Annotated in this window: 22 protein-coding genes; 8 read left to right on the top strand and 14 right to left on the bottom strand. The window is 72.4% G+C overall.

Going from position 1 to position 25,607, the window contains the following annotated elements; all coding sequences use genetic code 11:
• Nucleotides 1-147: 147 nt before the first annotated feature.
• Nucleotides 148-1,635, top strand: coding sequence for a DEAD/DEAH box helicase (locus HD594_RS01850; RefSeq protein WP_184749316.1), 1,488 nt, complete (start codon nucleotides 148-150; stop codon nucleotides 1,633-1,635).
• 3 nt (nucleotides 1,636-1,638) lie between these two features.
• Here HD594_RS01850 and HD594_RS01845 read toward each other — a convergent pair whose 3' ends face one another.
• From HD594_RS01845 to HD594_RS01820, 6 genes are all read right to left on the bottom strand, one after another.
• Complete coding sequence (locus tag HD594_RS01845; RefSeq protein WP_184749315.1) at nucleotides 1,639-3,270, bottom strand: GMC family oxidoreductase; 1,632 nt, start codon at nucleotides 3,268-3,270, stop codon at nucleotides 1,639-1,641.
• Complete coding sequence (locus tag HD594_RS01840; protein WP_184749314.1) at nucleotides 3,267-5,006, bottom strand: aldehyde dehydrogenase family protein; 1,740 nt, start codon at nucleotides 5,004-5,006, stop codon at nucleotides 3,267-3,269. Before HD594_RS01840 ends, HD594_RS01845 begins: the two co-directional genes overlap by 4 nt.
• A gap of 59 nt (nucleotides 5,007-5,065) precedes the next feature.
• Nucleotides 5,066-6,502: an MFS transporter gene (locus tag HD594_RS01835; RefSeq protein WP_184749313.1), complete on the bottom strand. Its 1,437-nt coding sequence runs from the start codon at nucleotides 6,500-6,502 to the stop codon at nucleotides 5,066-5,068.
• A gap of 52 nt (nucleotides 6,503-6,554) precedes the next feature.
• A complete protein-coding gene (locus tag HD594_RS01830; RefSeq protein ID WP_184749312.1) occupies nucleotides 6,555-8,018 on the bottom strand; it encodes a hypothetical protein in 1,464 nt (487 codons plus the stop codon).
• 86 nt (nucleotides 8,019-8,104) lie between these two features.
• Nucleotides 8,105-9,076: an amidohydrolase family protein gene (locus HD594_RS01825; protein ID WP_184749311.1), complete on the bottom strand. Its 972-nt coding sequence runs from the start codon at nucleotides 9,074-9,076 to the stop codon at nucleotides 8,105-8,107.
• 36 nt (nucleotides 9,077-9,112) lie between these two features.
• Entirely contained in the window at nucleotides 9,113-9,370 is a 258-nt protein-coding gene (locus tag HD594_RS01820; RefSeq protein WP_184749310.1) for a glutaredoxin family protein, read from the bottom strand.
• A gap of 74 nt (nucleotides 9,371-9,444) precedes the next feature.
• Here HD594_RS01820 and HD594_RS01815 point away from each other — a divergent pair, with 74 nt between their 5' ends.
• Nucleotides 9,445-10,590, top strand: coding sequence for a glycosyltransferase (locus HD594_RS01815; protein ID WP_184749309.1), 1,146 nt, complete (start codon nucleotides 9,445-9,447; stop codon nucleotides 10,588-10,590).
• Nucleotides 10,591-10,625: 35 nt separating this feature from the next.
• Here HD594_RS01815 and HD594_RS01810 read toward each other — a convergent pair whose 3' ends face one another.
• Nucleotides 10,626-11,699, bottom strand: a complete 1,074-nt coding sequence (locus HD594_RS01810; protein WP_246413825.1) for an SDR family oxidoreductase — start codon at nucleotides 11,697-11,699, stop codon at nucleotides 10,626-10,628.
• Nucleotides 11,700-11,770: 71 nt separating this feature from the next.
• Between HD594_RS01810 and HD594_RS01805 the strand changes: the two genes are divergently transcribed.
• Complete coding sequence (locus HD594_RS01805) at nucleotides 11,771-12,286, top strand: glycine cleavage system transcriptional repressor (RefSeq protein WP_184749308.1); 516 nt, start codon at nucleotides 11,771-11,773, stop codon at nucleotides 12,284-12,286.
• Between the two features lie 45 nt (nucleotides 12,287-12,331).
• Here the strand turns inward: HD594_RS01805 and pgi are convergent, their stop codons facing one another.
• The 5 genes from pgi to HD594_RS01780 form a co-directional block, all read right to left on the bottom strand.
• Complete coding sequence (pgi, locus tag HD594_RS01800) at nucleotides 12,332-14,011, bottom strand: glucose-6-phosphate isomerase (RefSeq protein ID WP_184749307.1); 1,680 nt, start codon at nucleotides 14,009-14,011, stop codon at nucleotides 12,332-12,334.
• Between the two features lie 54 nt (nucleotides 14,012-14,065).
• Nucleotides 14,066-14,716, bottom strand: a complete 651-nt coding sequence (locus HD594_RS01795) for a hypothetical protein (RefSeq protein ID WP_184749306.1) — start codon at nucleotides 14,714-14,716, stop codon at nucleotides 14,066-14,068.
• A gap of 182 nt (nucleotides 14,717-14,898) precedes the next feature.
• Nucleotides 14,899-15,918, bottom strand: a complete 1,020-nt coding sequence (locus HD594_RS01790) for a hypothetical protein (protein WP_184749305.1) — start codon at nucleotides 15,916-15,918, stop codon at nucleotides 14,899-14,901.
• A gap of 108 nt (nucleotides 15,919-16,026) precedes the next feature.
• A complete protein-coding gene (locus tag HD594_RS01785) occupies nucleotides 16,027-16,554 on the bottom strand; it encodes a 2'-5' RNA ligase family protein (RefSeq protein WP_184749304.1) in 528 nt (175 codons plus the stop codon).
• 53 nt (nucleotides 16,555-16,607) lie between these two features.
• Complete coding sequence (locus HD594_RS01780) at nucleotides 16,608-17,396, bottom strand: glucose 1-dehydrogenase (RefSeq protein ID WP_184749303.1); 789 nt, start codon at nucleotides 17,394-17,396, stop codon at nucleotides 16,608-16,610.
• Between the two features lie 213 nt (nucleotides 17,397-17,609).
• Between HD594_RS01780 and HD594_RS01775 the strand changes: the two genes are divergently transcribed.
• The 3 genes from HD594_RS01775 to HD594_RS01765 are packed head-to-tail and all read left to right on the top strand — an operon-like array spanning nucleotide 17,610 to nucleotide 20,220.
• Nucleotides 17,610-18,536 (top strand): VOC family protein, encoded by a 927-nt coding sequence (locus HD594_RS01775; protein WP_184749302.1) that lies wholly within the window; start codon nucleotides 17,610-17,612, stop codon nucleotides 18,534-18,536.
• A complete protein-coding gene (locus tag HD594_RS01770) occupies nucleotides 18,533-19,171 on the top strand; it encodes an alpha/beta hydrolase (protein WP_184749301.1) in 639 nt (212 codons plus the stop codon). The genes HD594_RS01775 and HD594_RS01770 overlap by 4 nt, the downstream gene beginning before the upstream one ends.
• Complete coding sequence (locus HD594_RS01765) at nucleotides 19,168-20,220, top strand: LLM class flavin-dependent oxidoreductase (protein ID WP_184749300.1); 1,053 nt, start codon at nucleotides 19,168-19,170, stop codon at nucleotides 20,218-20,220. Before HD594_RS01770 ends, HD594_RS01765 begins: the two co-directional genes overlap by 4 nt.
• On the opposite strand, the gene HD594_RS01760 is transcribed toward HD594_RS01765, so the two are convergent.
• A complete protein-coding gene (locus HD594_RS01760; RefSeq protein ID WP_184749299.1) occupies nucleotides 20,186-21,367 on the bottom strand; it encodes an aminotransferase class I/II-fold pyridoxal phosphate-dependent enzyme in 1,182 nt (393 codons plus the stop codon). The genes HD594_RS01765 and HD594_RS01760 overlap by 35 nt on opposite strands.
• A 167-nt stretch (nucleotides 21,368-21,534) precedes the next feature.
• Here HD594_RS01760 and HD594_RS01755 point away from each other — a divergent pair, with 167 nt between their 5' ends.
• Nucleotides 21,535-23,022, top strand: a complete 1,488-nt coding sequence (locus HD594_RS01755) for a multicopper oxidase family protein (protein WP_184749298.1) — start codon at nucleotides 21,535-21,537, stop codon at nucleotides 23,020-23,022.
• A 125-nt stretch (nucleotides 23,023-23,147) separates the two neighbouring features.
• Nucleotides 23,148-24,848, top strand: a complete 1,701-nt coding sequence (locus HD594_RS01750) for an AMP-binding protein (RefSeq protein ID WP_184749297.1) — start codon at nucleotides 23,148-23,150, stop codon at nucleotides 24,846-24,848.
• Between the two features lie 11 nt (nucleotides 24,849-24,859).
• On the opposite strand, the gene HD594_RS01745 is transcribed toward HD594_RS01750, so the two are convergent.
• The gene (locus HD594_RS01745) at nucleotides 24,860-25,534 is read right to left on the bottom strand and encodes a GAP family protein (RefSeq protein ID WP_221446524.1); all 675 of its coding nucleotides are present in this window, start codon (nucleotides 25,532-25,534) and stop codon (nucleotides 24,860-24,862) included.
• Between the last annotated feature and the right edge of the window lie 73 nt (nucleotides 25,535-25,607).

The following is a 25,607-nucleotide window of genomic DNA, read 5'->3' as shown; positions in this document are numbered from 1 at the left end:
CTGGCAGCGCTCCGACGCGCTTCTTGCGTCGTAGAACGCTTCCCTCGCCGCCGTCCACGGACGAAGCCGGCTGACATCTTTCGCACGGCGATCCGCAGTCGAGATCCGACGCGGCACCGAACAGGGCACCCGTGTGCCCGGAGACATATGACCGACATCACCTTCGGCGCGCTCGGCGTGCCCCAGACCCTCGTCGACGTCCTCGCGGCCGAGGGCAAGACCACCCCCTTCCCGATCCAGGCCGACACGCTGCCCGACACCCTCGCCGGCCGCGACGTGCTCGGCCGCGGCAAGACCGGCTCCGGCAAGACCCTGGCTTTCTCGCTCCCGCTCGCCGCGCGTCTGGCCGGCGACGGCGCCTCGAAGCGAGGCCGCCGCCCCCGCGGCCTCGTCCTCGCCCCCACGCGCGAGCTCGCGACCCAGATCAACGCCACGCTCGAGCCCCTCGCGCGCGCCGCGGGCCTGGTCACCACCACGATCTTCGGCGGCGTCAACCAGAACCGCCAGGTGCAGGCGCTCAGCGCCGGCGTCGACATCGTCGTCGCCACCCCCGGGCGCCTCGAGGACCTCAAGGGCCAGGGCCACCTGCGCCTGGACGCCGTCGAGATCACCGTCATCGACGAGGCCGACCACATGGCCGACCTCGGGTTCCTCCCGGTCGTCACCCGCATCCTCTCCGCCACTCCGGCAGGCGGCCAGCGGCTGCTGTTCAGCGCGACGCTCGACAACGGCGTCGACAAGCTGGTGAAGCGCTTCCTGCGCGACGAGGTCATGCACTCGGTCGACGAGGCCACGTCGCACGTCGCCGCGATGACCCACCACGTCTTCACGGTCGTCGACACCGACGCGAAGAAGGAGCTCGTGCGCACGCTCGCGTCGGGCACCGGCCGTCGCATCCTGTTCATGCGCACGAAGCACCAGGCCAAGAAGCTCGCCCAGCAGCTCACGGCGCGCGGCATCCCGTCGGTCGACCTGCACGGGAACCTGTCGCAGAACGCGCGCGACCGCAACCTCGCGGCGTTCTCGGCCGGGACCGCGAAGGTGCTCGTCGCCACGGACGTCGCCGCGCGCGGCGTGCACGTCGACGAGGTCGAGCTCGTCGTCCACGTCGACCCGCCCATGGAGCACAAGGCGTACCTGCACCGCTCGGGCCGCACCGCACGCGCCGGCGCCGAGGGCTCGGTCGTGACGATCGTGCTTCCCGAGCAGCGCCGCGACGTCTCGCAGCTGCTGCGCAAGGCCGCGATCACCGCGACGCCGGTCGCCGTCGATGCCTCGTCCGCCGAGGTCACGACCCTCGTCGGCGAGGTCGCCGCCTACGTCGCGCCCGCCCCGAAGGTCGCGGCGCAGCCCGGTCAGAGCCAGGGTGCGAACGCGCAGCGCAAGCGCGCCGCCCGCGAGGCCCGTCAGGGCCAGGGCGGCGGCAACGGGAAGGCGAAGCGCCAGGGCCAGGGGCAGACCCGCGGCCGGCGCCCGGCCGAGGGCCAGCCCGCAGCCGGCCGCGCGCACGGCGCGTCCCGCTCCGCCGCCGCTCCCGCCTTCTCGACGTCGACGCCCGCGCCGGCGCAGGCTCAGCCGGGCCGCCGCACCAACCGTCGCGCGAGCCGCGGCACCGCGGCTCCCGGCGCCCGCTAGTCCTCAGACGCCCGCGCGCACGCCCCGGATCAGGTCGGCAGCCACTTCGCCGACCAGGATGGCGGGCGCGTGCGTGTGTCCGCGGATGATCGTCGGGAACACCGACGCGTCGGCCACGCGCAGCCCGTCCACGCCGCGCACGCGCAGCTCGGGATCGACGACGGATGCCGCATCCGACCCCATCCGCGCCGTGCCGCACGGGTGGTAGAGGGTGTGCGCGTGGCGGTGCAGCGCGACCCGCGCGCGCTCGTCGGGAGTCATCGCTTCCGCGCCGTCGGGCTGGATCCAGCCGTCCGCGGTGACGGCGCCGAGCGCGTCGGTGGCGATGAGCCGATCGCACACCGCGAGCCCCGCCAGCAGCGTCCGCTCGTCGAGGCCGTCGGGGTCGGTGAGGTACGCCGGGTCGATCACGGGGGCGCGCAGCGGGTCGGCCGAGGCGAGACGGATGCTGCCGCGACTGCGCGGCCGAAGCAGGATCGCCCCGACGGTCACGCCTTCGCCGGGCGTCGGCACGAGCCCCTCGCCGACGTACGGCACGGGCGCGAAGATGATCTCGATGTCGGGGAGACCGGCCGCCGCTCCGGCGGAGTCGGCGACCTCGGTGCGCACGAACCCGTACGCCTCGGCGACGTTCGAGGTCAGCATCCCGGTCCGGCGCGCGAGGTACCGGGCGAGCTCGGGCAGACGCTCGGCACCGTAGAGCGTGCCGCCGGTCGCCTCGGGGGCGAGACCGGCGACGAGGTGGTCCTGCAGGTTTGCGCCGACCTCGGCGGAATCCGCGACGACATCGATGCCGTGCTCGGCGAGGTCGTCCTCGGGGCCGATGCCCGAGAGCATCAGCAGCTGCGGGGTGTTCACCGCTCCGCCGCACAGGACGACCTCGCGGCGGGCGAGCGCGTGCCGGGGGATCCCGTCGATCTCGACGTACACGCCGGTCGCGCGGCCGTCCCGGAACGTCACGCGGCGGACGTGCGCTCCGGTGACGACCCGCAGATTCGGCCGCCGGCGGGCCGGCCGCACGTAGGCGTCGGCTGTCGACGCGCGCGCACCGCGGTGCTGCGTGAGCATCGTCTGCGAGAACCCCTGACCGTTCGGCAGGTTCGCCGGCGTGACCGGGTACCCCAGCTCGGCCGCGGCCGCGAGGAACGCGCGGGTGTGCGGTCGCGGGTCGCGTGCGGTCTCGACCGGTTGTGCGCCGTCGGTGCCGTGCGTGTCGTCGGCGGGGGCGTCGGTGCGCTCGATGCGGCGGAAGTACGGGACCAGTGCGTCCCACGACCACGCGGGGCCCGCGGCGTCCGCCCATTCGTCGTAGTCCGCGGCGAACCCCCGCACCCACATCATCGCGTTCAGCGACGACGATCCGCCGAGGGTCTTGCCGCGCGGCCAGAAGACCGACCGCCCCTCGAGGTGCGGCTGCGGCACGGTGTCGTAGTTCCAGTCGTACGCACCGCGGAACAGCTTCGAGAACGCCGCGGGGATGTGCAGCTCGGGCTTGGTGTCTGGGCCGCCTGCCTCGAGCAGCAGCACCGTGACCGCCGGGTCCTCCGAGAGTCGCGCCGCCAGCGCCGCGCCGGCCGAGCCCGCGCCGACCACGATGTAGTCGGCGGTGAGGGCGTCGCCGGCCCGCCGCCTCACGCGCGCATCGCCTTCGCGAGCGTCCGGGCCAGGCCCGGCAGGCTGCCGAAGGCGTGGTAGCGCGTCAGCCCTTCGCACACCTCGGCGCCGGTGCGCGACGTGACGAACCAGGGCGGTGTCGGCAGGATCGTGAAGACCCCCGTGCCGACCGACCGCGGGAACGGGCGGAACGGTCCTCGCGCCACCGAGCGTTCGACGCGGTCGAGCAGCAGCGCGTTGTGGACGACGCCGATGCCGCTCGACACGTCCTGGATCGTGCCGCCGGGGTAGCCGCCCCACGTCAGCCCCGCGGTGGTGAAGTTGAACGCGGTCCACGTGTTGATCGCGATGTCGCCGTAGCGGAGGTCCGCGACGGCCCGCTCGAAGCCGTCGCCGAGCGCCGCCTCGGTCGCGGGGTCGATGATGATGTTCGCGCCGAGCGTGCCGGCGAGCCGGTCGTTGGCGTGGGCGACCGCGGCGTCCAGGAACTCCTGCCCGAGGCCCGGGACCTCGACGATCCCGATCACGGGCGCGAACTGCTCGACGGTTTCGACGGCGGTCGGGTCCGAGCCCAGCGGGACCTCGACGAGTGCGCGCGTGCGGCGCGCGAACCACTCCGCATCGGGGTGCGCGTCCTCGAACGCGCGCATGCGCTCGTCGCTGCGCGGGTACCAGACCGGTCGCTCGGGGGTCGCCGCGTACGCGGCGCGCAGCGCCTCGACGAATGCGTCGCGCTGCGGCCAGTCCGCGCTGATGAGCACGACCTGACCCGCGATGCAGTTGTGGCCGGAATTGACCAGGCGCATCGTGGCGACGTGCTCGGCCTGGTACGCGATGTCGGCGTCGGACCACTCGCCCGGAACGACGATCATCGGCGAGACGCCGCCGAGTTCGGCTGAGATCGGGATCTTCAGGCGCGGGTCGTCCGCCGCGCGCCGCGCCGCTGCGTCATCGCCCGTGCCCCACACGATCGCGTCGAACGTCGCCGCCGAGCCGGTGATGTGCACGTGGGCGAAGTCCTCGTGCGCCGTGAGGTACTCGCCGACGTCGGCGCCGCCGGTGACCACGCGCAGGAAGCCGGGACCGATCAGGGGAGCGAGCGCGCGCTCGAACACCGGCACCAGGTCGTCCTGGGTCGGGTTCACCTTCAGCAGCGAGACGCGGTTGTGGGCGAACAGCTCGTAGAGCACATCGGCGACGGGGATCGACGAGATGTTGCCGGCGCCGAGGACGAGTCCGACCCCGCCCGAGACGTCCGGGGCGAGCTGGCCGAGGCCCGCCTCGCGCCGCGCGTCGTCGGCGGTGACGCCCGGCTCGAACCACACTTCGCCGGTGAATCCCGAGAGCAGGAACCGGTCGGCGCCCGTCAGCGGGAACGTCTGTGCGCGCACACGCCCGCCGGGCGCGGCGTCGACGCGGATGCCGTCCAGCGTGCTGCGGCCGGCGGCGAGCCGGTCCATCGCCGCGGTCATGCCGTCCACCAGCGTGATCGCGTGGTACGGGCCGCCCAGCCACTCCTCGCCGCGGTGCGGGTGCCCCGGCTCCAGGCCCTTCGACGTCGATGCGACGTCGGCCCAGTCGTCGATGGCGGAGGCCATGGCGGCGCGGATGCTGCGCAGCAGGCGCGCCCGCTGGGCGAGGGTGAGCGCCGCCCACGCGCGCGCCCCCTCGTGGAGGTCGGCGATGGCGGCGTCGAGCTTCGCGAACGCGCGCGCGTCATCGGTGCGGTCGCGGCCTCGTCGCGCGGGTTCGGGCATCGAGCGCTCTCCTTCGGGCGGGGACGCTGACAGTGTACGTCGGGTTGCCGGACGCGGTCTCAGTCGGCGTGCGACTCGATGTCGTGCCGGCGCAGCCCGTAGCGGGCGAGCGTCACGAGGCTCACCGCGATGAGGATCGAGGGCGCGACGCTGAAGCTCACGATGATGCCGGTCACCGCGGCCTCGGGCTGGGTCACGGTGGCGCCGGCCGTCGACGACACGTACCCCGTCACGGCGAGGATGACCGACAGGGCCGCCGCGCCCAGGGCGAAGCCGACGGTCTCGCCCGCGGTCCACAGCCCGCTGAACGCGCCGGCCTGGCCGGGCCCGTTGGCGCGCTCGTCGTGCGAGATGACGTCGGGGAGCATGGCCATCGGCAGCGACTGCATGCCGGCGTACGCGATGCCGGCGATGCCGACCGGGATGTAGATCCAGGCTCCCGGGGCCCACGCGACACCGGCGATGGACAGGGCGGCGACGGCGAACACGACACTCGCGACGGCGAAGGCGCGCTCCTTGCCGACACGGCGGGCGACCGCGCCCCACGCGGGGGCGGCCAGCAGTGCGGGGGCGATGAGGGCGACGAAGAGCAGTTCGACGGCGGCCTCGGAGTGCAGGACCCACGTGGCGACGTACTGCGCTCCGGCGAGCATCAGGCCGGTCGCGAGCGCCTGCAGCACGAAAGTGGCCAGCAGCGCGCGGAACGGGCGGCTGCGGCGGAGGGCGCGGATGCCGGACGCGTAGTGCTCGCGGATGCCGATGCCGGCCTTCGATCGCGGGACGTCCTCGGGGGCGGGCGCCGGCGTGACCGGATCGACGGACGCGGCGACGGGCCGCCGCGCGACCGTCGTGGCGACCAGCATCCCGACGGCGATGACGGCTCCGGCGACGATCCCCATCACGAGGTAGCCGAGGACCGGATCGTCGGTGATGCGGCGCAGCGCCGGGCCTCCGGCTCCGAACGCCAGGATCGCGAACGTCAGCACCACGACGCGCCACGACAGCAGGCGCGTGCGCTCGTCGTAGCTGCGCGTCATCTCCGCGGGCAGGGCGATGTAGGGCACCTGGAAGAGGCTGTACGCCGTCGCGGTCAGCGTGAACGACACCAGCACCCAGACAGCGCCGACGACGGGTCCCAGCGCCGACGGTACGGCGAACGTGAGGGCGAAGAACACCGGCAGCGCGACGGCGCCGACGAGCATCAGCCGGCGACGCGTGCCGTGCCGGGCGAGGTCGCGGTCGGTGAGGGCGCCGATCACCGGGTCGATCAGGACGTCCCAGATCTTGGCGGCGGCGATGACCGCACCCGCCGCGAGGGCGGCGACGCCGAGCGAGTCGGTGAGGTAGTAGGCCAGCACCAGGCCGGGGAGCGTCGCGAATCCTCCGGTGCCGAGCGATCCCGTCGCATAGCGGGCGATCGTGCCGGGGGACAGGCGTGCGCGCGCAGGGTCGGCGGTGACCGCGGCGGCGCCGGCGTCGGGTGCGTCGGTGCTCATCGGGCCAGTGTAAGCGTCCGCCGCGTCGCCCCATGCCCCCTGGGGACAGCGGTCAGCCCAGCGGGATCAGGGTCGCGATGCGCTTGACCATCTCGATCGACACATCCGCGAGGCCGACCAGGATGCACAGCGTCCATCCGGCCTCCAGCCAGAACCGGAGCCGGGGGCGGCGGACCATCGCATCCTCGAGGGGGATGCGCACGGCGATCACCATCAGCCCCCACGCGGCGATGTGGAAGCGCGTGCGGACGATGCGCAGCCCCAGCACGATCCAGTGCGCGAACGCGGGGACGATGGCGAGCGAGAAGCGGCGCAGCACGTCGCCGCGCCGCCAGATCGCGTAGGCGATCGCCGGGATGAGCAGCAGCAGGACGACCCCGAGCCGGCCGCCCCATGGCTCGGACCCGCCGATGATGCTCCCCGCGAACGGGAGGAGCGGGGCCAGCGCCTGCTGCAGCGGCGAGGGCAGTCGTGCCAGCGCCTCCCCGCTCGGCGTGCCGTCCGCGGCGAGGAAGACCCCCGTGATCGCGTACCGCCGGACGAGCCAGAACGCCAGGGCGGCGAGCGGCAGGACGATCAGCACGAGTCCTTCGCGCACGAGCGACGAGAACCGCGGTGCAGGCGTGCCTGCCGCGGACGCCGCGGCATCCCGCCGCTCGAAGAAGTACCTCATCAGCATCATGAGGCCGACCACGCCGACGCCGACGATCCCGTTCGGCTTGATGGAGACCCCGACGGCGATGAGTCCGCCCGCGAGCCACGCGGCCTGCACTCGTCGCTTCCGCGACCCCATGACCACGGCGGCGGCCGCGATCGTGGTGGCGGCGACGGGAACGTCGTTGTACGCGACGTACGAGGAGTCCCACACGACCGGCATGGCGAGGCCCGCAGCGGCGGTGACGCCGGTCCCGCGAACACCGAGGCTCCCCGCGAGGCCCGCCAGGGCGAAGCCGAGGGCGAGGAACGAGATGAAGTGGAGCAGGTGCGCGGCGACGTACGATCCCTGCGTCGCGGCCGCGGTGTAGATGATCTCCATCAGCGGGTAGCCGTCGACGTGTTTGAACGGGCTGTCGTTCCAGCCCCCGAATTCGGCCCAGGCCACCGGAGCCGCCCAGTGGTACTCGATCTCGTCGATCCGGAACGGGGCTGCGGCGGTGCAGACGAGCGCGAGGACGAGGGCGAGCGAGGTCGCGATGAGCGCTACCGGGTGCGACCGCACGTGGCGCACGACGCCCGCCCAGCCCTGCGCGACGGGCGCGGCGTTCTCGCGGAAGCCGATGAGCGCGAGCACGGCGCCTCCGGCGGCGAGCCCGTACGGCAGCCACGGGCCGAGCACGTGGAGGTGGCCGGCGATGAGCGTCGCGACGCCGACGAAGGTCAGCCCGGTGAGCGGGATGAGTGCGACCCGGGTGGCGGTCGGCAGGCCGAGACCGCGTGCGGTCCACCGCGCCAGCGGCGCTCCCGCGCCGACGACGGCGATGCTCAGCATCAGGGCCGTCCACAGCTGCGTGATCACGCCGTCACCGATTCACGCGCGCGGGCGAATCCGACAGATGCGTGGCACACCCGGCGTCGTGGCATGCGGCCAGCCTAGAGGCACGCTCACTCCGCTTCGTGCACGAGCTCCTCCGCCGGGAGCACGGTCGCGCCGGCCAGCCACGCCGGGACCTCATCCAGCGTCGCCGGCGGGTGGCCGGGGACGAAGGTCGCGACGCCAGCGGTCGCCGGAGACGGCGGCCACGGCTCGGTGAGCGTCGCGATCAGGTCGGGGCCGCGGATGCCGGCGGTGTCGAGTGCGGTGAGTTCATCGACATCCACCCCGACCGGTCGATCGCCGTTGCCGAGGTCTGTGCCGTACAGGACGCGTCCCCCGGCGTGGGCGAAGGCCTCGAGGTTCAGCCGCGCGCGCTCGCGATCGGCCCCGTCGTGGATCGACAGCGTCGAGATCCACCGCTGGCGCAGCGCGATCGCCCGCGCGATGGCGGATCCGTCCGCCCACTCGCTGAACGGCGCATGGGCGAGGGCGTCGACGCGGGCCTCGAGGGCCAGCGCGAGCATGCCCTCCCCCTCGACGTGCGCGATCACGGGCAGTCCGCGCTCGTGCGCGCACGCGACGATCGCCTCGAGCGTCGCCGCGTCGAAGACGGGTCCCGCGGCGGCGTTCAGGGCGACCTTGACGACGGACGCCGAGAATCCGGCCTGTTCGTCGACCGCCGTCGCCGCACCGGACGGGACTCCGGGGTGCAGCGACGGATCGCCGACCTCGCGAACGATGCTCGGTGGTGCCCAGCTCCGGCCCGAGGGGTAGCCGCCGGGTGCGGTGAGGAACGCTCCGGCGTATGCCGCGTGCGGCATGCCGTCACGGTCGCGTCGTGCGAGGCTCGCCGGGTCGCCCCCGAGGTCGAGCACCGCGGCGATGCCGCCGGCGGCGAGCCGGTGCTCGTCGATCAGGTGCAGGTGGACGTGATGGTCGGTGAGGGGCGGCAGGCAGACGCCGTGCTCGCCGGTCAGCGCGCGCCGGCACAGGAGCGCGCGGGGTCCGAGGATCCCGTGCACCGACCGATCGCCGTCCACGCCTCCACAGTAGTGAGAGGAGCTCCCGCGCGGGGGTCAGATGAGCGAGAGCTCGCGCAGCTTCGCCTCGACGTCGGCGTTCGAGGGCTCGACGTGGTGCGAGGAGTCGGGGTAGACGACCACCGGGATGTTGGTGCGACCCGAGATCTCGCGCGCGACGTCGGCGGCGTCGGGGTCGGCGACGAGGTCGATGTACGTGTACGCGACGCCGAGGCCGTCGAGCTGGGTCTTGGTGCGGACGCAGTCGCGGCACCAGTCGGCGCCGAACATCGTGATCGTGGAGGGCGAAGTCATGCGGTCCATTCTCGCGGATGCTTCCTGGGTGACGGCCGCATGCTTCCGATCCGTCGCATGCGACGATAGAGACGGTGCAGCTCTCGATCATCGTCCCGACCTTCAATGAGTCTCCGAACATCGCGGAGCTCGTGAGGCGCATCGGCGCGGCGGTGCGGGGCATCGACGCCGAGATCCTGTTCGTCGACGACAGCACCGACGACACTCCCGCGGCGGTGCTCGAGGCGGCCGAGACGGCCCCGCTCCCGGTGCGCCTCGTGCACCGCGAGGCCTCGACCGGCGGCCTCGGGGGCGCCGTGCTGGAAGGCTTCGTCCTCGCCGAAGCGGATGCGTGCGTCGTGATGGACGGCGACCTGCAGCATCCGCCCGAGACGATCCGCGACCTGTGGGAGCGCTTCGGACGGGGGGACGTCGACCTCGTCGTGGCGTCGCGGTATGTCGGAGGAGGGACCTCCGGCGGGCTCGCCGACCGAACCCGGGTCCTGGTCTCGCAGGCGGCGACCGCCGTGACCCGTGCGATGTTCCCGATCCGCCTGCGCGAGGTCTCGGACCCCATGACCGGCTACTTCCTGATCGATCGGCGCGCCGTCGACCAGGCGATCCTGCAGCCGCGGGGCTTCAAGATCCTGCTCGAGATCCTCGCGCGCCGCACCATGCGGGTCGCCGAGGTGCCGTTCGACTTCGCGCCCCGTCACGCCGGCGATTCGAAGGCGAGCGTCCGGCAGGGCATCCACTTCCTGACGCAGCTGACGGCGCTGCGGTTCGGGAAGATGTCGGTGTTCGCGCTCATCGGCGGCCTCGGGGCGATCGCGAACATGGCGATCGTGTGGGCTCTGACGCAGCTGGGCGTGGGGTACGTCCTGGCCGCCGTCGTCGGCGCCGAGGTGACGATCATCGGCAACTTCCTGCTGCTGGAGCGCTTCGTCTTCCACGACATGCGGGCGGCCGCCTCGGCCGGCTGGATCAGGTTCGCGAAGTCGTTCACGTTCAACAACGTCGAGGCCCTGGTCCGCATCCCGGTCATGGCGCTGCTGGTCGAGACCTGGCACATCTCGGCGGTGCTGGCCACCGGGATCACCCTGCTGGTCGCATTCATCGTGCGGTTCGTGTTCCATTCGCTCGTCGTCTACGCGCCGCGCAAGCCGGGCGCCGCCGTGACGCCGGTGCGCCGCATCGTCGATGAGATCGACGCCCAGGCCACGTCGCCCGGCGAGCTGTAGGCGACGCCGCGCACACCTCGCCGCCGCAGGGTGTTCTAGGCCGGCTGAGTGCTCGGGGTGGGGTTCGTGTTCCCGCCGCTGTTCGGCGTCGCCTGATCGGAGGCGCCGCCGGCATCCGGGAAGTGCGCGCCGGTGAGCTCGGTCACGAGGTCCCAGACCCGCGCGGCCTCCGCGCGGCCGGTGAGAGCGCGGTACGGCTCGCGCAGCGCGGGAGCACCGGCGATCTCGAACATCCCGGACGGCACCACCATGTCGCCGCTGTGCGCGTGGGGGCTCGTCGCGGCGTACAGCGCCGGGAGTGCGGCCTCGGCCGGACTCTGCAGGCCGATGCCGCGCTCGTACAGCGCCTGCGCGAGCCGGCCGACGAGGCCGCGCCGCAGGGGAGAGTCCGCGGGCGCGATGTTCGTCATCGCCGTGCCGGGGTGGCACAGCAGCGACGTCACCCCCCACCCGCCGGCCGCGCTGCGGCGCGCCAGCTCCACGGCGAACAGACCCAGCGCGGCCTTCGACGCCCCGTAGGCGCGCATCGGCCGATAACCCCGTTCGAGATTCACGTCGCGCCACGGGATCGCCGCGCGGCGGGTCGCGAGACTGCACTGCGCCACGACGCGCGCGCCCCGGGCTCGCAGCAGCGGCAGCAGGTCCGCGACCAGGAGCGCGTGGCCGAGGGCATTCGTCTGCAGATGCAGCTCGATGCCGTCCGCCGTCACGTGGCGTACGCGGTCCTTCAGCCGGATGACGCCGGCGTTGAGCACCAGGATGTCGACCGGGACGCCCTCGGCGCGCAGCTGGCGGGAGAGGGCGCGCGACGAGGCCAGCGACGACAGGTCGAGCGAGCGCAGCGACAGGGACGCCGCGGGATCGTCCTCGCGGATCCCCGCGATCACCCGTTCCCCCTTCGCCTTCGAGCGCACCGGCATGATCACCTCGGCCCCTGCGCGAGCGAGTCCGCGTGCGATCTCCGCGCCGACGCCGTCGCTCGCGCCGGTCACGACGGCGCGGCGGCCGGTGAGATCGGGGAGGTCGACGCTCCAGCGCGGTGCGCGGCTCGCGTCGGCGGCATCCGGCATGAGGGCGGCTCCTCTGAAGCAGGGGGACGGGTCGATCATGCACCGGTCCGAGCCGGGTCGCCACCCCTCCCGCCCCGACACGGACGGTCCGGGCTGGGTACGCTGGCGGGGTGACTTCTCTCGTCCTCACCGTCGTCGGCGACGATCGCGCCGGTCTGGTCGCCTCGGTCGCCGACATCGTCGGAGCCCACGGCGGCAACTGGGAGCGCAGCCAGCTGGCCGAGCTCGCCGGCGCCTTCGCCGGCGTCATCGAGGTCTCGGTCGACGACGACCGGGCCGAGGAGCTGCGGGCGGCGCTCGCCGCGCTCGAGGGCCTCCTCGCCGTCACCGTCCACACCGGGGCGAACGCCGGAGCGGATGCCGCCGGCGCCCGTCACCTGACGTTCCACGTGCTCGGCAACGACCATCCCGGAATCGTCCGCGACATCTCCGCCGTGCTGCGCGATCACGACCTCAGCATCGAGGCGATGACCACCGAAACGCGCGAGGCCGCCATGTTCGGCGGTCGCCTGTTCGAGGCCGACGTGATGGTGCGGGTGCCGGCATCCGTCGACCCCGCCGATGTGACGGCCGAGCTCGAGCGCCTCGCGAACGAGATCCAGGTGGACGTCTCGGTCGCGGACTGACGACCCCGCGCCGCCCGGCGGGGGCCGGGCGTCTTACGGCGTGCCTCAGCCGCGGTGGGCGCGGTAGTACTCCAGCAGCGCGCGCGTGGAGGCATCCTGCGCCGCGAGGGCCTCGTCGTCCCCCTCGATCGCCGGGGCGATCTGCAGAGCGAGCTGCTTGCCGAGCTCGACGCCCCACTGGTCGAACGAGTTGATGCCCCAGATCACGCCCTGCGTGAACGTGATGTGCTCGTACAGGGCGATCAGCTGGCCGAGCACGGCAGGGGTGAGCGCGGGGGCGAAGATCGACGTCGTCGGGCGGTTGCCGGCGAACGTGCGGGCGGCCACGAGCGGGCCCGTCGTGCCCTCGGCCTCGACCTCGGCGGCCGTCTTGCCGAACGCCAGCGCCTTGGTCTGCGCGAGGAAGTTCGCCAGGAACAGGCCGTGCACGTCGCGGCCGTCGTCCTCGAGCGGATACGCCGGGTTGACGAACGCGATGAAGTCGGCCGGGATCAGGCGCGTGCCCTGGTGGATCAGCTGGTAGAACGCGTGCTGGCCGTTCGTCCCCGGCTCGCCCCAGAACACCTCGCCGGTGTCGGTGGTGACCGGAGAGCCGTCCCAGCGGACCGACTTGCCGTTGGACTCCATCGTCAGCTGCTGCAGGTACGCGGCGAAGCGGTGCAGCTGCTGCGCGTAGGGCAGCACAGCATGCGACTGCGAGCCGAGGAAGTTCGTGTACCAGATGTTGAGCAGGCCCATCAGCACCGGGACGTTGGCCTCGAGCGGGGTCGTGCGCACGTGCTCATCGACGGTGTGGAAGCCGGCGAGGAGTTCCGCGAACACGTCGGGGCCGAGCGCGATGGCCAGCGAGGTGCCGATGGCCGAGTCGACGGAGTAGCGGCCGCCCACCCAGTCCCAGAACCCGAACGCGTTGTCGGTGTCGATGCCGAACGCGGCGACCTTGTCCAGCGCCGTCGACACCGCGATGAAGTGGTGGGCGACGGCATCCGTCCGGGACTGCTCGTCGTCGCCGATGACCCCCGCGTCGGCCAGCTTCGTCCACAGCCAGTCGCGTGCGAGGCGTGCGTTGGTGAGCGTCTCGAGGGTCGTGAAGGTCTTCGAGGCGACGATGAACAGGGTCGTCTCGGGGTCGAGGTCGGCCGTCTTCTGCGCCAGGTCGGTGGGGTCGATGTTCGAGACGAACCGCGCCTCGATCCCGGCATCCGCATAGGGCTTGAGGGCCTCGTAGATCATCACGGGCCCGAGGTCTGAGCCGCCGATGCCGATGTTGACGACGTGCGTGACCTTCTTGCCGGTCACGCCGGCGAAGTCGCCCGAGCGCACGCGCTCGGCGAAGGCCGCTACCTTCGCCAGCACGTCCTGCACGTCGGCATCGACGTCCTGCCCGTCGACCACGAGCGCGGGCGTCGCACCCGCGGGGCGGCGGAGGGCGGTGTGCAGCACCGCGCGGTCCTCGGTGGTGTTGATGTGCACGCCCGAGATCATCGCGGCGTAGCGCTCGGCGACGCTGGTCTCATGGGCGAGCTTCACCAGCGCGGCGAGGATTTCGTCGGTGACGAGGTTCTTCGAGAGATCGACGTGCAGGTCGCCGAGCGCGAGCGTGAAGCGCTCCACGCGCTCGGGGTCCGCCGCGAACCACGCGCGGAGGTCGGGGGTGAAGCTGTCGCGAAGCGAGGAGAGCTGGGCCCAGGCGGACGTGGCGGTGGCATCGATGGGAACGGTCACGGCCCCAACCTACTGGCTGGGGCCGTGACCGTGTTGGGGGGATGGTGCTGCGGGTCAGGACGGGGGGAGCGGCACCGTGCCCACGTCGCCCCAGCCGAACCAGGCCGACCAGGTCGCCGTCGCCACGCTTCCGCTGTAGTCGGTGCTGTACCGGTACTCGAAGTACGGACCGCCGGGCGCGCACGGATTGATGTGCATGCCGTCGTTCGCCGACTCGTACGCGGTGATGTTGCACGAGGACGACACGTAGCCGTTGTTGATGTTCGTGGGCCGATCGCCGGTCGCGGGGAAGGTGAGGTCGAGGCCGCTGCCCGCGGGCGAGGTCTTGAGCAGGTACAGCGTCTGGCTGTTCCAGGCGCACCAGACCGAGTTGCCCACGACGTTGCGGACCTGGACCGTGACGTCGTGCTGGCAGTCCTGCAGGACCTCGAATGTCAGGCGCACATCGCGGTGGGAATCGTAGCTGTTGCACGTATGCCCGGACTCGGCGTACTTGACGTTGTCGACGACCCAGTTGATCGAGTCGTTCGTGAGTGCGGTGACGCACGGAGGCGTCGGTGCGCCCTGCGGCGAAGCCACCGCCGTCGGCACGGTCGCGCCCATCGCGATCACCGGGATCGCCCACGCGGCGCCCTTCGCGATGGTCCGGCGCGAGACGCCGTTCGCGCGGGATGAGTCGGGCTGGTTCTCTTCATCGTCGATCATCGGGAGCCTCCCCAGTGGCTGAGCAGTGTCGTCATCGTGCATCGCTGCGTCGACGCACGAACGTATCCGGACGACAATGTCCCGTAGTCGCGTGAGCATTGTCAACGATGTGAGCGAGAGTTCACCTGACCGTAACCTGGCGGCGCGGCCGCGGGTCCTGATCGCGGCGCCCCGTGGTCGGATCAGCGCTGGCTGCGGGACCGTCGGGACGGGGCCGGCTGGTCGGTCGACGCCTGCTGCAGGAGGGCCGCGAAGTCGTCGGATGCCGCCGGCGCCGTGCCGAGGGCGGGGGTGCTGGGCTCGGATGCCTCGCCGCTCCACGCCATCGCGGTCTCGCGGCGCGCGGGCTCGGCGGGCGGCTGCGCGGCGGGGGGCTGGACAGCGGGGGCATACCGCTCGGCGGTCGGACGCGGCGACGGGGCCGCCGTCGATCGCGGAGCGCTGGCGCGATGCGCGGTGGTGATGTGCTCGAGGGCCTCGGCCATGAGGAGGATCTCGGCGTCGCCGTGGTGGTGAGGGCCGGACGGCACGCCCAGGCCCTGGACGGCGACTGCAACGCAGGGTGCGCCGCACAGACGCGACACCAGACGCTCCAGGCGCTCCGCGTCCTCGTGGTCGAGCTTCGCCGCGACGACCAGGACAGCGTCGTAGAGTCCGCCGCCGGCGGAGAACGACGAGGCGATCCGCAGCGCCGTCGCTCCGATGTCGGAGGTCGGGTCCGGATCCACGTCGATTCCGATGCGCTCGGGCGGAGCCCCCTGGTGGCGGCGGTAGATCGCGTAGTCGAAGACCTCGGCCGTCGACCACGATCCGTCCCGCTCGATCGTCCACGGGGACGCCGGATCCGCGCCGTTGAGCGCCTTCACCGTCTCGCCCAGGAGAGCGCGCGTCGCGCGGTGGTGCGGCACCCGGCCGGCACGCTCCGACGTCCGGTCGCGGTCGGGGGCGATGCCGGTGTCGATCAGGAGGCCGTGCACGCGGCCGAAGAACCCATCGGCGCGTGCCACCAGGAGCAGCGCGACCCCGGCCGCGAGGAGCGCAGCGGCGCCGCCGGCTCCGGCTCCGGCTCCGGTCGCCACGATCGCCAGGAGGGCGCCGACGGCGATCAGGACCCAGCCGGTGATCTCCGCGACGGCGCGCGGCAGTCGCACGCCGTCGGATTCGGTACGGGAGGTCGATCTCGGGGTGGATCGGTCAGTCATCACCGCGCTCCGTGGGGGGTCAGAGTGTCGTTCGGGTCCCACGATCCTAAGCGGGCCCGCTGGGAGCCCGCGAAACGAGTCCCGTCTGCTGGACGGACCGGCGGCCGATCAGGGCGTCGCGCCACCGGCGAGCACGGTCACGGCGGAGCACGCCGCATCCCATCGACGCAGGGTGATCGCCCGCGCGCGCACCTCGCCGCCGACGGCCGCGACGGCGGTCGGAAGGTCGTCGCGGCGCACCCGGCGCGCCAGCGTCACGTGCGGCGTCCACGCACCAGGTTGCGTGTGCGGGGCGTCGTCGCCGGCGCAGATCGTCGCGTGCAGCGCCGAGTGGAAGGCGATGAGCTCCGGTGAGGGGATCACCGACCGCGCGAGGATGCGGCGGTCGCCGGTGCCGAACACGATCGGCGCCCCGAGATCGGCCCGCAGCGGAAGGCGGTCCGCGAGCGCCTCGACCGTGAACTCGGGGATGCGCGGACGCACCATGAGTGTCACGTGCGGGCGGTTGCTCGCGGCGGTGTGCGCGGCGAGGCTGGACAGCCCCGCTGCGGCGAGGGCGTCCCACTCGGCCCGCACCGTCTGCTCGGCGTCAGCGTCGAGGAGCAGCTCGATGCTGACGATCGCTCGCGGACCCATTCCTCCAGCATGGCGCAGCGGGTGCGGGCGGGCACCCGCTGCGCCGGCGGGGGTCAGTACTTCGCGGACTGGCCGCCGTCGATCGGGACGACCGCGGCGTTGACGTAGGAGGCGTCGTCCGACATCAGGAACGCCACCACGGCGGCGATCTCGGCCGCCTCGCCGTAGCGCTTGGCGGGGTTGGCCTGGATGAACTGCTCCGCCGCCTTGCGGGGGTTGTCCGCGTCGATCTGCTTCATCGAGTTCTCGACCATCGGGGTCCAGATCGCTCCGGGGGCGATGGCGTTGACGCGTACGCCGTCGGCGCCGTACTCCACGGCCGAGTTGCGCGTGAGCCCGACGACGCCGTGCTTCGCCGCCGCGTAGCCGGACTGGTTGCCGACACCGCGGATGCCGCCGACGCTCGCGGTGTTGACCACCGCGCCGCCGCCCTGGCCGCGCATGACCCCCAGCACCTTCTCGAGGCCCAGGAACACGCCGCGCAGGTTGATGGCGACGACGCGGTCGAACTCGGTCGCGGTGAAGTCCTCGGTGAGATTCTGCTTGCCCTCGATGCCGGCGTTGTTGAAGAAGCCGTCGATGCGGCCGAAGGCGGCCAGCGTCTCGTCCACATAGCGCTGGACGTCGGCCTCCTGCGAGACGTCGGCGAGCACCGTGATCAGCTCCGCGCCGGGAGCGGCTTCGCGGACGGCCTCCGCGGTGGCGGCCAGTCCTGCTTCCGAGATGTCGACGAGCGCGAGCTTCGCACCCTCCGCGGCCAGCCGGACGGCCGTGGCCCGGCCGAGGCCCGAACCGCCGCCGGTGATGAGGACGGTGCGGCCGTCGAATCGTGCATCTGTCATGAGGAGCCTCCTGAGTGGTTCTCGAATCGGCTCGCGGAGTGTCCGCGGGTCGTGCGGTCCACGTCATCCGGACCGCCGAAGCGGGGGAACAAGGGCTGTGCGGAATATATGCCCATGAATGGAAGTTCGACTCCGTGCATCAATTTTAGTTGCACCTACAACTAAAATTGGCTACTCTCGACACAACCCACCGAACGGAACGAGCAGGACCTCATGACCGCGACAGCCGCGCCGACCGACGAGCGCATCATCAACCCCGACACCGCCATGGACGCCGTGAGCCTGCGCGTCGGCGATCTCGAGCTGATGTCGACGTACTACGCCGACGCGCTCGCGCTCGACCCGATCGAGGAGCGCGCGCGGGGCCGAGAGGTGCACCGCGTCCTCGGTCGCGGCGACGTTCCGATGGTGCGGCTCATCCACACGCCCGGACTCCCCGGCGTCGACCCCCGCGAAGCGGGCCTCTTCCACACCGCGTTCCTCTTCGACGACGCCCCGAGCCTCGCCGCGACCGTCTACCGGGCCGCACAGGACCCCCGCACGCGGTTCACCGGCTCCAGCGACCACCTCGTGAGCGAGGCCTTCTACTTCACCGACCCCGAGGGCAACGGCATCGAGCTGTACACCGACCGCCCGCGCGAGCAGTGGCAGCACGACATCGGCGGCGAGCTGAAGATGGCGACGCTGTACCTCGACCCGAACGACTACCTCCGCCGTCACCTCACGCAGGAGGCCGTGGATGCCGGGCCGGCGCTCGCCGGCCGCGTCGGCCACGTGCACCTGCAGGTCGGCGACGTCTCGACCGCCCGCGACTTCTACATCGACACGATCGGCTTCGAGACGACGGTCTCGAGCTACCCCGGGGCGCTGTTCGCGTCGGCGGGCGGCTACCACCACCACGTCGCGATGAACATCTGGAACAGCCGCGGCGCCGGCCCGCGCGCCGCACGTCTGGGACTCGGGGACGTCGCGGTGACCGTTCCCGCGCGCGCCGACCTCGACGCGCTCGCGGCACGCCTGCGCACCACGGGCGTCGACTTCGGCGACGACGGACGCACCATCGTCACGCGCGATCCGTGGGGCACGCAGGTGACGGTGGCGCTGCCGGGCACCACGACCGACGAGCTGCTGTCGCGATGAGGATCCCCGCCGCGGTCGTCTCGTCCGGGGCGACGGATGCCGCCACGCCCGTCGTCGCTCTGCTCCTGCACGGGTTCGCCTCGCACGAACGGGACCTCGTCGGCCTCGCCTCGTCCTTCGACCTGCCGTTCGCCTCCCTGCGGGCGCCGTTGGCGATGCCGAACGGCGGTGCGGCGTGGTTCGCGATCACGTCCCCCGGCAACCCCGCGCCGGAGCCTGTCGCGGCGGCGACCGAGGCGATCTGGGCCTGGGTCGACGAGAACCTCCCCGCCGGCGCCCGGCTCGTGCCCGTCGGGTTCTCGCAGGGCGGGCTCATGGCGACCCAGCTGCTGCGCACGCGTCCCGAGCGCATCGCCGCCACGGTGGTGTTCGCGGGGTTCGTGCAGGCCGCCGAGCAGCCGGCCGACGCGGCGCTGCGCGACGCCCGGCCCGGCGTGTTCTGGGGTCGCGGCGACGCCGACCGCGTCATCCATCCGGACGCGGTCGCACGAACCGGCGCCTGGCTCGCCGGCCATGCGACGGCGGAGGTCCGCGTGTACCCGGGGCTCGCACACGGGATCGACTCCGACGAGCTCGCCGACGCCGCGGCCCACGTGCGCGAGCGGATCGTGGCCGTCGCGGGCGACCCCGCATGAGCGCGGCGGGGTTCGAGTTCGGCGTCTTCAGCTTCGGCGAGCTCACCCACGACCCGGACGGCATCCCGATCCCGCCGGCCCGGCGCCTCGAGGAGCTGCTGACCTGGGCCGAGGTCGCCGACCAGGCGGGCCTGGACGTGTTCGGCGTCGGCGAGCACCACCGCGCCGACTTCGCCGTGTCGTCTCCGCAGCTCGTGCTCGCCGCCGCGGCGCAGCGCACCGAGCGCATCCGCCTCACAAGCACGGTCACGGTCCTGTCGAGCTCCGACCCGGTGCGGGTGTTCGAGGACTTCGCCACGCTCGACCTCCTCAGCGGCGGCCGGGCCGAGATCACCGCGGGCCGGGGCGCGTACGTCGAGTCCTTCCCGCTGTTCGGGCAGTCGCTGGACCGCTACGACGAGTACTTCGAGGACCGGCTGGACCTGCTCCTGCGGCTGCGCGACGAGAATCCCGTCTCGTGGCGGGGCACCACGCGGGCGCCCTTGCAGGATGCCGGCGTGTGGCCGCGGCCGGTCGGCGACCTGCCGGTGTGGCTCGCCGTCGGGGGAACCCCGGAATCCGTCGTGCGCGCCGGGCGGCTGGGGCTGCCGATGTACCTGGCGATCCTCGGTGCTCCGGCCCGCTTCGAGCCCCTCGCGCGCCTGTACCGCCAGGCCGCGGCCGAGGCGGGCGCGACGCCCGGACGCCTCGGCGTCACGTCGCACTTCTACGTCGAGGAGACCTCGCAGGGTGCGCGGGACACCTTCTTCCCGCACTACTCCGGGTACATCTCGCAGAACATGCCTCGCGCCGGACGCCTCGATCGCGACGCGCTCGACGCGTGGGCGTCGCCGCGCGGCGCTCTGTTCGCCGGGAGCCCCGCCGAGATCGTCGACAAGATCCTGTGGGAGCACGAGGTCCTCGGCCACACGCGCTTCCTCGCGCAGGTGGGGCTGGGCGGGCTGGGGCAGCGCGAGACGCTGCGTTCGATCGAGCTGCTCGCGACCGAGGTCGCACCCGCGGTGCGCGCTGCGCTCACCCGGCGGGGGGCTGCGTCCCGGCCTCGGTGATCACGGGCAGCGCGCGCTCGATCGTGTCCATCGTCGCCGTGAGCGAGATACGGAAGTGGGCGGGCTGGTCGAACATCGTCCCCGGCATGAAGTGGACCCCCTGCGCGGAGAGCGCGTCGCAGAACGCCGCGCCGTCCCCGCCGGGCGCCCGCCCCCACAGGTAGAACGTGCCGTCCGGGCGGGTGAGCCGGTATCCGGCCGCCTCCATCTCCGACACCAGCCGATCGCGCTTGCGCTCGAGCTCGGGGATGTCGATCGAGACGGACTCGAGCGCCGGGACGCTGTACTGCATGAGCGCGTTGGGGAACCCCCAGCCGATCGCGAGCTGCAGGGACATGAACGACTCCCGCAGCTCGTCGCGCTCGGCGCGCGGGAGGAGCGGCGACAGGGCGAGGTAGCCCAGTCGCTGGCCGGGAGCGAGCAGCACCTTGCCGTAGCTGTAGTCGATCATCGTCCACGGGTATGACGCGGCCGGGCTGTCGAACCCGATGCCGTCGAAGCGGATGCGCCGGTAGGGCTCGTCCGACAGGATCCAGATGCGGTGGCCGTGGCGGTGCGAGAACTCATCCAGCAGCGCCGCGAGGTGGTCCCACGTCTCCTTCGGAAAGACCCGGCCGGTCGGGTTCGACGGCGAGTTCACGACCACGATGCGGGTCCGCGGCGTGATCGCGCGCGCCACGGCGGCGATGTCGAGGTCGAAGGTCTCGGGGTCCAGCGGCGCCTCGACGGGAACGAGGTTCGCCGCGTGCAGCATCGGGGTGTAGCAGAACCAGCCGGGGGTGGGGATGACCACTTCGTCGCCGGCGTCGGCGACCAGCGCGAACGCGAGCGAGATCGCACCGAACGCGCCCTGCGTCATCGCGATGTCGGCCGGCTCGAAGTCCAGGCCGAGCTCGTCGCGCAGGCCTGCCGCGACCGTCTCCTGAGCGGGCGGCTCGTTGGCCTTGTACGCGAACCATTCGAAGGTCTGCGGCTCGATGTTGGACCGCAGCGCGTCGACGAGCCCCGGCAGCGCCATCTCGTGCGGGTTGCCGAACGTGAAGTCGAGCGCGTCGGGATCGTCCGCGAGACCGCTCATGCGCTCGAAGAACGCGGTCACCGTGTCCACGGACGCGTGTGCGCGCGCCGCTCGTGTCGACAGCCCCATGCCGATCACCTCTCGCTCGGGTGCGGATGCGGCCAGCCTCCCGTGCTCTCGGGCGGGCGGTCAAGAGGGCGCGTGGCACTCTTCTCGGCGGGGCGCCACCAGGCGGCTCGGCAGGCGTAGCATCGGGAGCGGACGGAATACCCCCCTGGAGTATGCGAGCGGAGCCGATGAGTCCTTCAGGCATCACACGTCGTCAGGCGCTCGTTCTCGGCTCGGTGGGCGCCGGAGCCGTGGTGCTGGGCGGCGTCGGCTGGGCGGTCGCGGGGCTGACGTCGCGCGTGCCCGGGGCAGGCGACGAGGGTGCCGCGGCTCCGACGGCGTCCGGATCACCGGATCAGGCGGCGTGGAGTGAGCCGGTCGTGCTCACATCGGCCGACGGCGTGCTCGACCTCGACCTCACCGTGGCGGAGGCCGACGTGGTCGTGGCCGGCGCGACTGTCCGCATGATGACGTACAACGGGACCGTGCCCGGCCCGACGCTGCACATGCGGCCGGGCGACACGCTGCGCATCCGCTGCGAGAACCGGCTCGACGAGCCCACCAACCTCCACACGCACGGACTGTACGTCTCGGCCGACGGCAACAGCGACAACCCGTTCCTGAACATCGGCCCGGGCGAGACGTTCGACTACGAGATCGCGCTGCCCGACGACCATCCGGCCGGGGTCTTCTGGTATCACCCGCACCATCACGGCATGGTGGCCGATCAGCTGTTCGCCGGGCTCTACGGCGCGATCGTCGTCGACGACGAGGACTGGTCGGTGTCGCCCCCGCGCGTGCTCGTCGTCTCGGACGTCACCTTCTCGGGCGGCGAGGTCGCGGGCGTGACGGGTGCCGACCGGATGCTCGGCCGCACCGGCGAGACGCTTCTGGTCAACGGACAGCCGGCGCCTACGCTGCGCGGACCGGCGGGCGAGGAGCAGCGGCTCCTCGTCGTCAACGCGTGCGCGAGCCGCTACCTCGATCTGCGGACGACCGGCCTCGGAGCGACGGTGCGCGGCATGGACTCCGCACGCTGGGACGAGCCCGCGGCGACCGAGGGGATCCTGCTCGCCCCGGGCAACCGCGCCGATCTGGTGCTCACGATGCCCGAGGCGGCGACCGACCTGATCGCCGCCGAGTACGACCGCGGCCGGATGGGCCAGGGGATGATGGGCGGCCGGTCGACCGCGTCGCCGGAGGTGGTCGTGCTGACGATGCAGCCGGACGCGGCGGCATCCGCTCCGGCGATCTCCCCGGTCTCGCCGACGGCCTGGACGGACCTGCGCGATGTCGCGATCGACGGGACGCGCTCGCTCACCATGACGATGGGGATGGGCGGGGGCGCGGGCATGCGGTTCCTCATCGACGGCCGCGAGTTCGCCCCCGGCCGCGTCGACCAGGCCGTGGCGATCGGGACGGTCGAGGAGTGGACCATCGTCAACACGTCGCCGATGGACCATCCGTTCCACCTGCACATCTGGCCCATGCAGGTGCTGCGGCAGGACGGCGAGGAGGTGGCCGGTGTCGACGTGCGCGACGTCGTCGACGTTCGCGCGGGATCGGCGGTCACGGTGCGCATCGCGTTCGACGCGTTCCCCGGGCGCACCGTCTACCACTGCCACATCCTCGACCACGAGGACCTCGGGATGATGGGCGTCATCGAGGCGGCGTAGCCGCGGGGAGCCCGCGCAGCGGTCGCGACCCATGCCGGGCACGGCACGCGCCGCTTCTAGACTGGCGGGACGTCCGGACCTCGCCGCGAGCGCCGGCGGATACGTCACCGAAGAACGAAGTCGCCATGCCCTACGCCGCCGCCGGTCTCGCGTTCCGCGAGGCCCGGGACACCCTGCTCGCCCATTCCCGAGACCCCCAGGCGGCGCGCGCCGCGTTCTCGTGGCCCGATGTCGGCGACCACTTCAACTGGGCCGTCGACTGGTTCGACGCCGTCGCCGAGGGCAACGACACCGTCGCGCTGCGCGTGATCGAGGAGGACGGCAGCGAGGCCCGTCGCACGTTCGACCAGATGCGGCGCCGCTCGAACCAGGTCGCGAACTGGCTCGTCGCGGCGGGGGTCCGTCGCGGCGACCCGGTCATGCTCATGATCGACAACCGTGTGGAACTGTGGGAGGCGATGCTCGCGATCATGAAGATCGGAGCGGTGATCCTGCCGACGTCGGTCGTGCTCTCTCCCGAGGACCTCGCCGAGCGGCTCGAGCGCGCCGACGTGCGCGCGGTCATCGCCGACGGGACGGATGCGGCGAAGTTCGACGCGTTCGACCGCGACATGGTGCGCGTCGTCGTCGGCGCGGACCGCGACGGGTGGAACACGTTCGCGGACGCCGAGGACGCGTCCGAGGCCGCCCCCGGCGTCGTGGTCGACTCGACGGACGCCTCGATCGTCTACTTCACCAGCGGCACGACATCGCGGCCGAAGATGGTCGAGCACACCCATCTGTCCTACCCGGTGGGGCACCTGTCGACCATGTACTGGATCGGCGTGCGACCCGGCGACGTGCACATGACCATCAGCGCGCCCGGCTGGGGCAAGCACGCGTGGAGCCTGTTCTTCGCTCCGTGGATCGCCGAGGCCACCGTCGTCGTCTACAACTACCGGCGCTTCGACGCGGTCGCCCTCGTCGACCAGCTCGACCGAGCCGGCGTCAGCACGTTCTGCGCGCCCCCGACGGTGTGGCGGATGCTGATCCAGGCCGACCTCGAGCGCAAGCCGTCCGGCATGCGCGAGCTGCTGTCGGCGGGCGAGCCGCTGAACCCCGAGGTGATCGCCACGATCGAGCGCTGGTGGGGCATCCAGATCCGCGACGGCTACGGCCAGACCGAGCTCACCGCGGTCATCGGCAACACCCCGGGCGTTCCGCTCAAGCCGGGGTCGATGGGGCGTGCGCTCCCGGGCGTCGACATCGTCCTCATCGACCCGATCACCGGGGGCGAGGCGGACGAGGGCGAGATCTGCCTCCCGACGTCGCCCGAGCGCCCGCTCAACCTCATGACCGGCTACCTGGGCGAGCCCGAGCGGACGGCCAAGGTCGACCACGACGGGTACTACCACACGAGCGATGTCGCGAGCCGGGACGCCGGGGGCTTCCTCACGTTCGTCGGCCGCACCGACGACGTCTTCAAGGCGAGCGACTTCAAGGTGTCGCCCTTCGAGGTCGAGTCGATCCTGCTCGAGCACCCGGCGGTCGCCGAGGCGGGCGTCGTGGGCGCGCCGGACGACGTGCGGCTGAACGTCGTGAAGGCGTACGTGCACCTCGCCGGCGGCGCCGAGGCGGATGCCGCGACCGCGCGCAGCATCCTGGCCCACGCCCGCGAGCACATGCCGCCGTACATGCGCGTTCGGCGCGTGGAGTTCTTCGACCTGCCCAAGACCATCTCGGGCAAGATCCGCCGCGTCGAGCTGCGCGAGCGCGAGGAGCAGCTCGTCGGCGAGCGCATCGCGACCGAGTTCCGCGAGGCGGACTTCCCCGACCTCAAGGCCTGAGCCGCCGCGGTTCAGAAGCCGGCGATCCCCTTGCCGATCAGCACGACGCCGATGACGGCGAGGAGCACCGCCATGATGGTCGCGTTCTGGTGCACGAGCCAGCCGCGCAGGTGGTCGAGCGGGTCGCGCAGGCGGTCGGCGGCGATCAGATAGCCGATCACCGGGACGGCGACCGTGAGCGCGGCGATGATCGTGAAGACCGCGATCACGACCGCGGCTTCGCCGACGGACAGTCCGGCGCCGCCGATCACGAGCCCCGCGCCCGCGGCGAGGATGAGGTTCTTCGGGTTGACCGCCGACAGGAGGAACCCGAGGCCCAGGGCGCCGCCGAACGAGATCGTGTCGATCGCCTGCATCCACTTCGGCAGCGGCGGATCCTCGCCGTCCTTCGGGCGGCCGCGCCACCGGCGGAGCGCGAGGAACAGCAGAAGCGCGCCCAGCACGATCTTGATCACGGCGCGTATCGGCTGCGATGCGTCGGCGTCCTTCTCGGGCAGCAGCGACGACAGCAGCGTGAACAGGGTCGAGGCGACCACGATGCCGCCGACCCAGCCGAGCAGGAAGCCGACGCTCGTGACCCGCGCCTTCGGCGAGAGCAGCATGAGGATCGCCGCCACGATCGGGATGGGGCTGATCGCGATGCCGAGCGCGAGCGGGAGGATGTCGCCGATCGCCTGGTTGATCATGGTGGTCACGCTAGCGGCGCAGGGCCCGGGCGCGCAGGACGTAGGGCCTACGTCGGGGTTCGACGGGGTGGCT

The organism is Microbacterium thalassium (assembly GCF_014208045.1).
Classification (GTDB): Bacteria; Actinomycetota; Actinomycetes; order Actinomycetales; family Microbacteriaceae; genus Microbacterium; species Microbacterium thalassium.
The sequence above is the reverse complement of the archived record's forward strand: the minus strand, read 5'-3'. Positions and strand labels throughout refer to the sequence as shown.